11 protein-coding genes are annotated in these 10,418 nt (G+C 69.6%); 1 reads left to right on the top strand and 10 read right to left on the bottom strand.

The genetic code is table 11. The features are described from left to right. Positions 1-137: 137 nt before the first annotated feature. From ACGF8B_RS07475 to ACGF8B_RS07445, 7 genes are all read right to left on the bottom strand, one after another. Positions 138-800 carry a potassium-transporting ATPase subunit C gene (locus ACGF8B_RS07475; RefSeq protein ID WP_384761690.1) on the bottom strand — a complete coding sequence of 221 codons (663 nt, stop codon included), beginning with the start codon at positions 798-800 and terminating at the stop codon, positions 138-140. 23 nt (positions 801-823) lie between these two features. Then, a complete protein-coding gene (kdpB, locus tag ACGF8B_RS07470; protein ID WP_392735657.1) occupies positions 824-2,950 on the bottom strand; it encodes a potassium-transporting ATPase subunit KdpB in 2,127 nt (708 codons plus the stop codon). Next, positions 2,947-4,611, bottom strand: coding sequence for a potassium-transporting ATPase subunit KdpA (gene kdpA / locus ACGF8B_RS07465; protein ID WP_392735656.1), 1,665 nt, complete (start codon positions 4,609-4,611; stop codon positions 2,947-2,949). The genes kdpB and kdpA overlap by 4 nt, the downstream gene beginning before the upstream one ends. Before the next feature lie 7 nt (positions 4,612-4,618). Further along, the gene (gene kdpF, locus ACGF8B_RS07460; protein ID WP_037701211.1) at positions 4,619-4,708 is read right to left on the bottom strand and encodes a K(+)-transporting ATPase subunit F; all 90 of its coding nucleotides are present in this window, start codon (positions 4,706-4,708) and stop codon (positions 4,619-4,621) included. 347 nt (positions 4,709-5,055) lie between these two features. Next, positions 5,056-5,829: a DUF3710 domain-containing protein gene (locus tag ACGF8B_RS07455; RefSeq protein WP_392735653.1), complete on the bottom strand. Its 774-nt coding sequence runs from the start codon at positions 5,827-5,829 to the stop codon at positions 5,056-5,058. Between the two features lies 1 nt (position 5,830). Beyond that, on the bottom strand, positions 5,831-6,364 hold the full coding sequence (gene dut, locus ACGF8B_RS07450; RefSeq protein ID WP_124721000.1) for a dUTP diphosphatase: 534 nt from the start codon (positions 6,362-6,364) through the stop codon (positions 5,831-5,833). Next, positions 6,364-6,948, bottom strand: a complete 585-nt coding sequence (locus ACGF8B_RS07445; protein WP_392735651.1) for a PaaI family thioesterase — start codon at positions 6,946-6,948, stop codon at positions 6,364-6,366. Before ACGF8B_RS07445 ends, dut begins: the two co-directional genes overlap by 1 nt. A gap of 58 nt (positions 6,949-7,006) precedes the next feature. Here ACGF8B_RS07445 and ACGF8B_RS07440 point away from each other — a divergent pair, with 58 nt between their 5' ends. Beyond that, a complete protein-coding gene (locus tag ACGF8B_RS07440) occupies positions 7,007-7,462 on the top strand; it encodes a DUF3093 domain-containing protein (RefSeq protein ID WP_392735649.1) in 456 nt (151 codons plus the stop codon). A 55-nt stretch (positions 7,463-7,517) separates the two neighbouring features. On the opposite strand, the gene ACGF8B_RS07435 is transcribed toward ACGF8B_RS07440, so the two are convergent. From ACGF8B_RS07435 to ACGF8B_RS07425, 3 genes are all read right to left on the bottom strand, one after another. Next, a complete protein-coding gene (locus tag ACGF8B_RS07435; protein WP_392735647.1) occupies positions 7,518-8,474 on the bottom strand; it encodes a hypothetical protein in 957 nt (318 codons plus the stop codon). Between the two features lie 12 nt (positions 8,475-8,486). Beyond that, on the bottom strand, positions 8,487-8,783 hold the full coding sequence (locus ACGF8B_RS07430) for a DUF4193 domain-containing protein (protein ID WP_003965732.1): 297 nt from the start codon (positions 8,781-8,783) through the stop codon (positions 8,487-8,489). A gap of 404 nt (positions 8,784-9,187) precedes the next feature. Next, positions 9,188-10,417, bottom strand: a complete 1,230-nt coding sequence (locus tag ACGF8B_RS07425) for a sensor histidine kinase (RefSeq protein ID WP_392735645.1) — start codon at positions 10,415-10,417, stop codon at positions 9,188-9,190. Between the last annotated feature and the right edge of the window lies 1 nt (position 10,418).

Genomic DNA, 10,418 nt, shown 5'->3' with positions numbered 1-10,418 from the left:
GGGGGGCCCGCCGCGCCCACCCCCCCCCCCCCTACCGGCACCCGGGCCCCCGGGCCCCCCCCGCCCGGTTAACCGGGGGGGGGGGGGCGCGGGGGCGCCCCCGGCCCCCCCCCCACGCGGGTCTGCTCAGACCCTGCTCACTTCACCAACTCCTTCAGGGCGATGTTGAGCTGAAGGACATTGACCCTCGGCTCCCCCACGAAGCCCAGGATCCGGCCGTCCGTGTGCTGTTCGACGAGCTTCTCCACCCGGTCGACGGAGAGGTGGTTCCGCTCGGCCACCCGACGCACCTGGAGCTGTGCGTACGCCGGGGAGATGGCCGGATCCAGGCCGGAGCCGGAGGAGGTGACGGCGTCGGCCGGCACGTCCGAGGGGCTGACCGGGTGGCCGGGGACGGAGTTGTCCTTGACCACGGCGGCCTTGGCCGTCCTCACCCAGTCGATCAGCTCCTTGCTGTCGCCCGCGCGGTTGGTCGCGCCGGAGAGGATCAGCTTGTACTGGGTGTTGACGCTGTTGCTGCCCAGGCCGTTGGAGGGGCGCGGCTGGAACCACTTGAGGTCCGGGGCCGCGGTCTCCTGCCCCTTCTTCAGCGGCAGGTCGTAGCGCTGGCCGATGAGCTCGGAGCCGACGACCTTGCCGTTCGCGGATATCTCGGAGCCATTGGCCTGGTGGGGGAAGACGCCCTGGGCGACGCCGGTGACGGCGAGCGGGTAGAGCACGCCGCAGACGACGGTGAGGACGAGCAGGGCCCGCAGCCCGGCCCAGAGCAGCCGGGCGGTGTTTCCTACGGAGTTGTTCATGGCGAGTCAGCCGTTTCCTGGATTCAGTTCAGCCCGGGTACGAGGGAGATGACCATGTCGATGATCTTGATGCCGACGAACGGGGCGACCAGGCCGCCGAGTCCGTAGATCCCGAGGTTGCGCCGGAGCATCGAGTCGGCGCTGCTGGGCCGGTAGCGCACGCCCTTCAGGGCGAGCGGCACCAGCGCGACGATGATCAGCGCGTTGAAGACGACGGCCGACAGGATCGCGGACTGGGGCGAGGACAGCTGCATGATGTTCAGCTTGTCCAGGCCGGGATAGACCACCGCGAACATCGCGGGGATGATCGCGAAGTACTTCGCGACGTCGTTGGCGATCGAGAACGTCGTCAGCGCACCGCGGGTGATGAGCAGCTGCTTGCCGATCTCGACGATCTCGATCAGCTTCGTGGGGTTGGAGTCCAGGTCCACCATGTTCCCGGCCTCCTTGGCGGCCGAGGTCCCGGTGTTCATGGCCACGCCGACGTCCGCCTGGGCGAGCGCGGGGGCGTCGTTCGTGCCGTCCCCGGTCATCGCGACGAGCTTGCCGCCCGCCTGCTCCCGCTTGATGAGGGCCATCTTGTCCTCGGGCGTGGCCTCGGCGAGGAAGTCGTCGACGCCGGCCTCCTCGGCGATGGCCTTCGCAGTCAGCGGGTTGTCGCCGGTGATCATGACCGTGCGGATGCCCATCCTGCGCAGCTCGTCGAACCGCTCCCGCATGCCCTCCTTGACGACGTCCTTGAGGTGGATGACGCCGAGGACCCGCGCCCCCCGCTCGTCCTCCAGGGCCACGAGCAGCGGTGTGCCGCCCGCCTCGGAGATCGTGGCGGTGAGCGCCTTCGCGTCCGGTGCGACGGTGCCGCCGCGCTCCTCGACCCAGGCGACGACCGAACCGGTGGCGCCCTTGCGGACCCGGTGCCCGTCCACATCGACGCCGGACATGCGCGTCTGGGCGGTGAAGGCGACCCACTCGGCCTGCCGCAGCTCGCCCTGGTGGCGTTCACGCAGCCCGTACTTCTCCTTGGCGAGCACGACGATCGAACGGCCCTCGGGCGTCTCGTCGGCCAGCGAGGAGAGCTGGGCGGCGTCGGCCAGTTCGGCCTCGGTGGTGCCCTTGACGGGTACGAACTCGGCGGCCTGCCGGTTGCCGAGCGTGATGGTGCCGGTCTTGTCGAGCAGCAGCGTCGAGACGTCTCCGGCGGCCTCGACGGCCCGCCCCGACATGGCGAGGACGTTGCGCTGCACCAGCCGGTCCATGCCGGCGATGCCGATCGCGGAGAGCAGTGCGCCGATCGTCGTCGGGATCAGACAGACCAGCAGCGCGGTCAGCACGATCATCGACTGCTCCTGCCCGGCGTATATCGCGAAGGGCTGGAGGGTGACGACGGCGAGCAGGAAGACGACGGTGAGGGACGCGAGCAGGATGTTCAGCGCGATCTCGTTGGGCGTCTTCTGCCGGGCTGCGCCCTCGACCAGGGCGATCATCCGGTCGATGAACGTCTCGCCGGGCTTGGTGGTGATCTTGACGACGATCCGGTCGGAGAGCACCTTCGTGCCTCCGGTGACGGCCGACCGGTCACCGCCGGACTCCCTGATGACGGGCGCGGACTCGCCGGTGATGGCGGACTCGTCGACGCTCGCGACGCCCTCGACGACGTCTCCGTCGCCGGGGATGATGTCACCGGCCTCGCAGACCACCAGGTCGCCGACGCGGAGTTCGGTGCCGGGCACCCGCTCCTCGTTCGAGCCGATGACCCTGCGGGCGACGGTGTCGGTCTTGGCCTTGCGCAGGGTGTCGGCCTGCGCCTTGCCGCGGCCCTCGGCGACCGCCTCCGCCAGGTTGGCGAAGATCGTGGTCAGCCAGAGCCAGACCGCGATCGCCCAGCCGAACCACTCCCCCGGATTCAGGCACGCCAGCACGGTGGTGAACACCGAACCGATCAGCACCACGAACATCACCGGGGACTTGACCATCACCCGGGGGTCGAGCTTGCGTACGGCGTCGGGGAAGGACCGGATCAGCTGTGCGGGGTCGAACAGGCCCCCGCCGACGCGCCCTTCGTTCTGGTGACCCGTGGGCGCGTCCTGGTGCGGTGCCCTGGTGGGGGTGACAGTGGACATCGAGTCCTCTTGCTCCGTACGAGTGGTCATGACGCCAGCCCTTCGGCCAGCGGCCCCAGCGCCAGGGCCGGGAAGTAGGTCAGCCCGGTGATGATCAGGATGGTGCCGACCAGGAGGGTGCTGAAGAGCGGTTTGTGCGTGCCCAGGGTTCCCACGGTGGCCGGTACGGGCTTCTGCTCGGCGAGTGAGCCGGCCAGCGCGAGGATGAACACCATCGGCAGGAACCGGCCGAGCAGCATCGCGAGACCGATCGTGGTGTTGAACCACTGGGTGTCCGCGTTGAGCCCGGCGAACGCCGAACCGTTGTTGTTCGCGCCCGAGGTGTAGGCGTAGAGGATCTCGGAGAATCCGTGTGCGCCGGAGTTCAGCATCGAGTGGGGCGGGGTGGGCAGCGCCATCGCCGCGGCGGTGAAGCCGAGCACCAGGGCCGGGGTGATGAGGATGTAGCAGGCCGCGAGCTTGATCTCACGGGTGCCGATCTTCTTGCCGAGGTACTCCGGCGTGCGGCCGACCATCAGCCCGGCGATGAACACCGCGATGATCGCCATGACGAGCATCCCGTAGAGACCGGAGCCGACGCCTCCGGGCGCGATCTCGCCGAGCTGCATGCCCAGCATGGTGATCCCGCCGCCGAAACCCGTGTACGAGGAGTGGAAGGAGTTCACCGCACCGGTGGAGGTGAGGGTGGTGGCCACCGCGAAGATCGACGATCCGGCGATCCCGAACCGGGTCTCCTTGCCCTCCATCGCCCCGCCCGCGATGTCGAACGCGGGCCCGTGGTGGGCGAATTCGGTCCACATCATCAGGGTGGTGAAGCCCAGCCAGATGACCCCCATCGCCGCGAGGATCGCGTAACCCTGCTTGAGCGAGCCGACCATCCGGCCGAAGGTCCGCGTCAGCGCGAAGGGGATGACCAGGATCAGGAAGATCTCCAGGAGGTTGGACAGCCCGTTGGGGTTCTCGAACGGGTGGGACGAGTTGGCGTTGAAGTAGCCGCCGCCGTTCGTGCCCAGCTCCTTGATGGCCTCCTGGGAGGCCACGGCGCCGCCGTTCCACTGCTGCGAACCGCCCATGAACTGCCCGACCTCGTGGATGCCGGCGAAGTTCTGGATCGCTCCGCAGGCCACCAGCAGCAGGGCGCCGACCACGGCGATCGGCAGCAGGATCCGTACGACCCCCCGCACCAGGTCGGCCCAGAAGTTGCCGAGTTCACCGGTGCGGGAGCGTGCGAAGCCGCGTACGAGGGCCACCGCTACGGCCATGCCGACGGCGGCCGAGACGAAGTTCTGCACCGCGAGGCCGCCGGTCTGCACGACGTGGCCCATGGCCTGTTCGCCGTAGTACGACTGCCAGTTGGTGTTGGCGACGAACGAGGCCGCCGTGTTGAACGCCTGGTCCGGATCGATCGAGGCGAAGCCGAGCGAACCCGGCAGCGAACCCTGCAGCCGTTGCAGCAGATAGAGGAAGAGGACGCTCACCGCGGAGAAGGCGAGCACCCCACGCAGATACGCGGGCCAGCGCATCTGCCGGTCGGGGTCGGCGCCCACGGCCTTGTACATCCACTTCTCGACCCGGAGGTGCTTGGTCGAGGAGTAGACGCCGGCCATGTGGTCGCCGAGCGGACGGTACGCCAGTCCCAGCGCCACCACGAGCGCGAGGACCTGGAGCACACCAGCGAGGACGGGGCTCATATCGCGCTCAGAACCTCTCCGGGTACAGAAGGGCGAGGACGAGGTAGCCCAGCAGGGCGACGGCCACTATCAGACCGACGATGTTCTCGGCAGTCACAGCTTCGCCACCCCCTTGGCGACGAGAGCCACCAGCGCGAAGACCGCGATCGTGGTGACGACGAAGGCCACATCGGCCATCGTGTGCTCCTAGATGAGGTACGGATTCTCGGACCTCTTGAGCAAACCTCCCGCCGCGACCCTTCTGGCCTGCGTTGATGGCTTCCTTACGGGGAACGTCGGGCCCTTGACGGCGCGCATACGTGCCCCATACGCGCCCCATACGCGCGTCCTTCGCACGCTGTCCGGAAACCGCCCCCGACACGGAAACGGCCGGTGGGCCGCACCCCCTCGTAAGGGGATACGGCCCACCGGCCGAAGCTGTGCCGGGCGGCTGCCCGGATCCGCTCAGCGCACCTCGGTGATCTCGGGTCCGCGCTGGAGCTGGCCCATGCCACCGGAGAACTTCGAGCTCTCCTGGCTCTCCTGCTGGACCCCTTCGGGGACCATCTGGGCGTCGTCGGGCAGCTTGAGGACGATCGGGTCGCGCGGCGCCATGGGGCCCTCGCCCCGGACCACCACGGTGTCCCGGAAGATCGTCTCCAGCAGCCCGGCGGCCTCCGGCTGCACGGCGCCCTGGCCGGAGATCACTCCGCGCAGGAACCAGCGGGGCCCGTCGACGCCGACGAAGCGCACCAGCTGCACGCCGTTCGTCCCGTCCGGGAGCTGTACGGGGACCTGGGCACGCAGCTCCCAGCCCAGCGGGCCCTCGACCTCGTCGATGATCCCGCCCTGCTGGGTGATGCCGGAGGCGATCTCGTCGCGGACCTCGCCCCAGATGCCCTCCTTCTTGGGGGCTGCGAAGGCCTGGAGCTGTACGGCGCTGTCGCGCAGCACCACGGTCGCGGCGACGATCGCGTCACCGGCCACCTCGACGCGCAGTTCCATGCCCTCGACGCCGGGCACGAAGATGCCGCCCAGGTCGACCCGGCCCTCGCCGGGCAGGGAGACCTCGGAGACGTCCCACGGCCCGTCCGGCCGCGGTGCCGGCGGGAGGTTCACCCGACGCGGGCCGCCGTCGGCGCCGTCGGTGTCATCGAGCTCGTCGACGACCTGCTCGGCCTCGCGCGCTTCGTCCGCCACGTCCTCGGCGGAACCACTCTTCTTGCGACGTCCGAACACGTCACTGTCCTTCCCGGTCGGGTACGACCGAAGCGTAGCTGTTACCGCCCTGGGTGTTCCCGCCCCTGACGCCATCGACATCACCGGAGGCATGCCCTCCGGTGGATCCGAAGCCTCCCTCGCCGCGGGCCGAGCCCGGCAGCTGAGCCACCTCGTGGAAGCGCACCTTCTCGACCTGCTGGACGACCAGTTGGGCAATCCGGTCGAACCGCTCGAACCGCACCGGCTCTCGCGGGTCGAGGTTGATGACGATCACCTTGATCTCTCCACGGTACCCGGCATCAACCGTCCCCGGGGCATTCACCAGGGCGACTCCGCAGCGTGCGGCGAGCCCGGAGCGCGGGTGCACGAACGCGGCGTACCCGTCGGGCAGCGCGATCGACACCCCGGTGGGCAGCACCGCCCGCTCGCCGGGGGCGAGTTCGACGGCCTCGGTGGTCACCAGGTCCGCCCCGGCGTCGCCCGGGTGCCCATAGGCCGGAATCGGCACGTCCGGGTCGACCCGGCGGATGAGTACGTCCACGGGCCGGCGCATCAGGGGTTCACCTCGAAGGCACGGGCACGCCTGACCTGGTCCGGGTCGGCCATCGCCGCCTCGATCTCGGCCGGGCGGCCGTTCTCGATGAAGTGGTCGACCTTGACCTCGATGAAAAGGGCTTCGGCCCGGACCGCCACGGGCCCGTCCGGGCCGCCGATCCGGCCGGTCGCCCGGGAGTAGATCTTCCGGCCGTGCACCGCGGTGATCTCGGCGTCGAGGTGCAGCACGGTGTCCACCGGCACCGGGCGCACGAAGTCGGTCTCCAGCCGTCCGGTCACGGCGATCACCCGCAGGAGCCAGTTGAGCGAGCCGAGCGTCTCGTCCAGCGCGGTGGTCAGGATGCCGCCGTGCGCCAGCCCGGGGGCGCCCTGGTGGGCGGCCTGCACGGTGAACTCGGCGGTGACGCTGAGACCGTCGCCGGCCCGCGCCTGCAGGTGCAGCCCGTGCTGTTGTCCTTCGCCGCAGCCGAAACAGTGTTCGTAGTGCGCGCCGAGGAGTTCGCCGGGGGCCGGGGCTTCGGGGTGCCGGACCGGTTTCACCGCGTCGGCCGGGGGCTTCAGAGCCGCAGATGTTCCACTCACAGGCGCAGACCTTACCCGCGCGGCTACCCGCGGGTCGCGCCGTGCCAAGCTTGGGTTCATGCAGCCTTCCACCCCGCCTTTCGACGAACGACTGACCGCACCCCGTTCGTGGTGGCTCATCGCCTTCCTGGTCGGCATCGCCTGCGCGCTGATGCTGCTGCCGCTCGGCACCCTGCCGCTGCTGGCCGGTCTGGTGGGCGGCACGGCCCTGTCTGCGGTCGCGGTGAGCTCCTACGGCTCGGCCAGGATCCGGGTCGTGGCGGGCGCCCTGGTCGCCGGTGACGCGCGGATCCCCGTGACGGCGCTCGGCGAGGCCGAGGTGCTGGACGGGGAGGAGGCGCGCGCGTGGCGCTCGTACAAGGCGGACACCCGGGCGTTCATGCTGCTGCGCAGCTACATCCCGACGGCGGTCCGGGTGGAGGTCACCGACCCGCAGGACCCGACCCCGTACGTCTATCTCTCGACCCGCGAACCGCAGGCCCTGGTGGCCGCCCTCGCGGCCGTACGCGCCTGATCGGGCGGGGGGAACGGCGGCCCCTTCGCGGGCCGTCAGGGCCGTTCACAGGCCCCTAGGGTTCCAGCTCGCCCGGCACGGGCCGGTACGGGCCCACCTGCCGCTCCAGCGGCGGCAGCTCGGGGAGCCGGTCCCAGGGGATCTGGCGTTTACGCAGGTCCTTCCTGACCCGTTCGGCGAGCTTTCTGGTGTCGCGCCGGTTCATCATCGCGCCGACGGCGGCGCCGATCATGAACGGGACCAGGTTCGGCACGTCGCGCACCATGCGCTTCATGATCTGCTGGCGCAGTTCGCGCTTCATCTGGCCGCCCAGCGCCGCGTTCACCGTCGTGGGGTGGGCGACGTCGATTCCGCGCTCCTGCGTCCAGGACGTGAGGTAGGCGGTGGAGCGCCGGCCGAGCCCGCCCGGCGGGCGCAGTCCGTAGACCTCGTGCAGCTCGGCGACGAGCTTCATCTCGATCGCGGCCACACCGGTGATCTCCGCCGCCAGCTCGGCGAGCATGGCGGGCGGTACGGGCAGCATCGCCGCCGCGCCGATTCCGGCGCCGACGGTGGCGGTGCCCTTGCTCGCGCCTGCGATGAGCTTGTCGGCGAGCTCCTCCGGGCCGAGCCCGGGGAACTGCTTGCGCAGGGTGGCGAGATCGCGCACAGGGACGCGGGGAGCGTTCTCGATGATCAGGTCGGCGATATGACCGATCGCTGCCCTGGCGCTCTCCCCGCCCTTGCGTACGCCCCGTTTCGCTGAACTCAGACGGCCTGCCCCGGTCACGGGCTCCGTCCTGTCGACCTGTCCGGCCCCATAGGCCGCGTCGACTTCCTCGATCGCCGCGATCACTTCTTCGAGCGAGGCCGGCCGGCCCCGCTCGTCGTCCCGCTCGCCCGGGGAGGGTGGCAGGGCGGACCGCTCGGCAGGCGCTGTCACGCCTTCTGCCGGGCCTGTGCCGCCCTGATACGCCTCCGACGACCTCTTGCGCCGCAAGCGCCGCTTCCGGAACGGTGTGTCGCCTGCCACGGTCGGTGCGACCTAGTCGCAGTCGCGGCAGATCGGCTGGCCGTTCTTCTCCCGTGCCAGCTGGCTCCTGTGGTGCACGAGGAAGCAGCTCATGCACGTGAACTCGTCGGCCTGCTTGGGCAGGACCCTGACGGCCAGCTCTTCGTTGGACAGGTCTGCGCCGGGCAGCTCCAGTCCTTCGGCCGCGTCGAATTCGTCGACGTCGACGGCGGACGCCGTCTTGTCGCTCCGGCGAGCCTTGAGTTCTTCGAGGCTGTCCTGGTCGACGTCGTCATCGGTCTTGCGTGGGGTGTCGTAATCCGTTGCCATGTCGCTCTCCCCCTCTGGGTGTCTGCGGTGTCTCAGCGCACGTAACGCGTGAGAGGCCGGACTTGTGCCCGACCCGAGGCGGAGATTTTGCCTCACATCAAGGTCTGTTACTCAATCGACACCCAAAAGGGCCGCTCGGGAGTGGCCGGCTTGGGTGGCGATGGGGACCGTACACGGTCCCGGTGTCGCTCTTCACGGGCGCCACCCCGTGTACTTCCCGTGATATCGGGCCCCGAAAACCCCGACTTTTGCGGGTTTTCCGGTGGAGCGCCTGATCACGGAGCGTTGACCGCAAGAAATTCGCCCCTGTGATCGATCACACACGGAAGGTCTGGGCACAGGTCCCGAAAATTCCGCTCAAAGCGAACAAACTAATTCTTGCCCGGATCGCTCGGTCCGGCCTCTCAGACGGGCAGTGAGACGCGCATCACAAGACCACCGCCTTCACGGGGCTCCGCGATGATACGGCCGCCGTGAGCGCGCGCCACGGAGCGCGCGATCGACAGACCGAGCCCGACCCCCTTGTCGCTGCCCGTTCGCTCCGTACGCAGCCGTCTGAAGGGCTCGAAGAGGTTGTCGATCTCGTACGCCGGCACCACGGGGCCGGTGTTCGAGACGACCAGCAGGGCCTGGCCGCCCCGGAGCTCGGTGTTCACCTCCACCCAGCCTCCCTCGGGAACGTTGTAGCGCACGGCGTTCTGTACGAGGTTCAGCGCGATCCGCTCCAGCAGGACCCCGTTGCCCTGGACGACGGCGGGGGTCCGCTCGCCACGGATCTCCACGCCGCGCTCCTCGGCCTCGCCACGCGTCTGGTCGATCGCACGCGAGGCCACCTCCTCCAGGTCGACCGGCTTGCGCTCGACGATCTGGTTGTCGCTGCGGGCCAGCAGCAGCAGGCCCTCGACCAGCTGCTCGCTGCGCTCGTTGGTGGCCAGCAGGGTCTTGCCGAGCTGTTTCAGCTCCGGCGGGGCCTGGGGGTCGGACAGGTGGACCTCCAGGAGCGTGCGGTTGATCGCGAGCGGGGTGCGCAGCTCGTGCGAGGCGTTGCCGACGAACCGCTGCTGGGCGGTGAAGGCCCGCTCCAGGCGGTCGAGCATCTCGTCGAAGGTGTCGGCGAGCTCCTTCAGCTCGTCGTCGGGGCCGTCCAGCTCGATCCGGCGGGACAGGTCGGTTCCGGCCACCCTGCGGGCGGTGCGGGTGATCCGGCCCAGCGGCGAGAGCACGCGTCCGGCCATCGCGTAACCGAAGGCGAAGGCGATGACGCTCAGCCCCACCAGGGCCAGCAGCGAACGGTTCAGGAGCGTGTCGAGCGCCTGCTGGCGCTGGTGGTTGACGCAGGAGTTCATCGCCGCGTTGAAGGAGTCCGGGGACGCCTTCTCGGGCAGGTTGCAGACATCGCTGGTGACCTGCCCGTTGACGATCTTGAACGGCAGCTCGCTGCCCACGTGCAGGGCCTGTGCGGCCAGCATGTAGATGATCGAGAGCAGCAGGATTCCGGCGATCAGGAACATGCCGCCGTAGAGCAGCGTGAGCCTTATCCGGATGGTCGGGCGCAGCCAGTAGGGGGGCTCCTGCTGTTTGGGCTCCCAGGTGGGCTTCGGAGGCGCCGTCGGCGGCGCGGGGGCGGTGGGCACG

Source organism: Streptomyces sp. NPDC047917 (assembly GCF_043204345.1).
GTDB classification, from domain to species: Bacteria; Actinomycetota; Actinomycetes; order Streptomycetales; family Streptomycetaceae; genus Streptomyces; species Streptomyces sanglieri.
Note: the sequence above shows the minus strand (reverse complement) of the source record. Positions and strands in the feature narration are given on the sequence as shown.

Coding starts and splice junctions, on each gene's coding strand:
- ACGF8B_RS07475 (WP_384761690.1), bottom strand. CDS start 800: ATGAACAACTCCGTAGGAAACACCGCCCGGCTGCTCTGGGCCGGGCTG.
- kdpB (WP_392735657.1), bottom strand. CDS start 2,950: ATGACCACTCGTACGGAGCAAGAGGACTCGATGTCCACTGTCACCCCC.
- kdpA (WP_392735656.1), bottom strand. CDS start 4,611: ATGAGCCCCGTCCTCGCTGGTGTGCTCCAGGTCCTCGCGCTCGTGGTG.
- dut (WP_124721000.1), bottom strand. CDS start 6,364: ATGCGCCGGCCCGTGGACGTACTCATCCGCCGGGTCGACCCGGACGTG.
- ACGF8B_RS07440 (WP_392735649.1), top strand. CDS start 7,007: ATGCAGCCTTCCACCCCGCCTTTCGACGAACGACTGACCGCACCCCGT.
- ACGF8B_RS07430 (WP_003965732.1), bottom strand. CDS start 8,783: ATGGCAACGGATTACGACACCCCACGCAAGACCGATGACGACGTCGAC.